General features: G+C 60.1%; 1 protein-coding gene and 1 pseudogene. One reads left to right on the top strand and one right to left on the bottom strand.

Annotated elements, in window-relative coordinates; translation table 11 throughout:
• A pseudogene (locus FHD67_RS20100) lies at positions 1-666 on the bottom strand (IS5 family transposase); the annotation flags it as partial.
• Positions 667-925: 259 nt separating this feature from the next.
• Between FHD67_RS20100 and FHD67_RS20095 the strand changes: the two are divergent.
• The coding region (locus tag FHD67_RS20095; RefSeq protein ID WP_139599845.1) for an IS110 family transposase at positions 926-1,612 on the top strand (687 nt) is incomplete at its 3' end.

Below are 1,612 nucleotides of genomic sequence, written 5' to 3'. Positions count from 1 at the left end.
TCCTTGAGCCTGCCGAACATGATCTCGATGCGACTTCGCCGCTTGTAGCGTCGCTTATCATATTGGACCGGCGTCTTGCGTTGCTTCCGACTAGGGATGCAAGCGCGTATCCCTTTGTCCTGCAACGCCTCTCTCAACCAGTCAGCATCATAACCGCGATCGCCAAGCAGCCATTCGACGTTTGGCAAGCCGCTGAGCAGCGCCCGTGCGCCGATATAGTCGCTCACCTGTCCGGCGGTGATGAACAGGTCGAGCGGTCGTCCCCGGCTGTCGCAAATGGCGTACAGCTTGGTATTCATGCCGCCCTTGGTGCGGCCGATCAGGCGTCCACGCACCCCTTTTTTACGGCCATACTGATCGCTGTTCGATGTGCCTTCAGGTATGTGGCGTCGATCATCACGGCCTTCTCCTCACCGTGGTTCGCAGCGAGGCTTGCCATCATACGAGCGAAAATGCCTTTTCCGCTTTAACGCCTCCAACGGCAGTAAAGCGTCGTGTGAGGCCATAGGCGGTGGGTGCATCACGCCAGCGCAAGCCATTGCGGATACTGAAGATAATGCCGCTGACAACCCGCCTGTCATCAACACATGGCTTGCCGTGGGACCTTGGGAACTAGGGAGCGAGACGTTCCATCTGCACGTCGGCCAGCCAGAAAAGGTCGCTCATGTCACCGCTCCGTTTCCGAGCCGTGAATCACACAGCAAAACAAGTATCAGCGCACCCTGACCCTTCTGTATATCCGTTCTGCTAAACTGGTCCCGTCACCGGCCCCGGCCAGGACCGATGGCGGGGTGGTACGCGACGTCTGACCCTTGTGGCATGGCCGCGTCATCGGCATAGATGTCAGCCGCGACTGGCTGGACCTTCATTGCCTTCCCGACGGGCATCGCTGCAGAGTGCCAACGCTCCGGCGGGTCATGCTACCGTGGCAAAACTTGCCCGAGACCGGAATGCCATCGTCTGTTTCAAATCGACCGGCGGCCAAGAGTGGCAGCTCTGGGCGTTGTTGGAGGCAGAAGGTGTTGCAGCCCGCCAGGTGCCCCCCGCTCAGGTGAAAGCGTTTGCGCAAAGCCGGGGCACGCGCGCCAAGGCCGACCGGATCGATGCGGAACTCATCGCCCGTTTCTTTGCATTCCGACCCGAAGCAGGCCGCAGTCTTCCTACGGAGAAGATACGCATTCTCAGAGCCTTAACGTCTAAAAGAGCGCAGCTGGTTGAAATGCGCAAACGGCTGCTGGCCCAAATCCGCGCGCATCAAAAACTGGGCAATGCCGCGATGTTCGAGGACGTCGACAGCGAGCTGAAGCACCGGATCGACAGCCTGATCAAGGAGCTGAAAGACCGGATCACCCGGGCCATCGCCAGTGACCATCAACTTTCGGAGACAGCCATCGTCCTTCGCTCCATCCGGGGGATCGGCCTAATTGTCAGCACGATGCTGATCGCCGAAATGCCGGAGATCCGCACCATCACCGGCGAAGAAGCTGCCGCGCTCACCGGATTGGCCCCGGTCGCGCATGACAGCGGAACCCTTCGCGGGAAACGAGCCATCGCGGGTGGTCGCCGTGCCCTGCGGCACGTGATATTCCAAGCGGCTTTAGTCGCGGCACAT

Origin of the sequence: Paracoccus haeundaensis, assembly GCF_006239215.1 — a bacterium.
Lineage (GTDB): Bacteria > Pseudomonadota > Alphaproteobacteria > Rhodobacterales > Rhodobacteraceae > Paracoccus > Paracoccus marcusii.
Note: the sequence above shows the minus strand (reverse complement) of the source record. Positions and strands in the feature narration are given on the sequence as shown.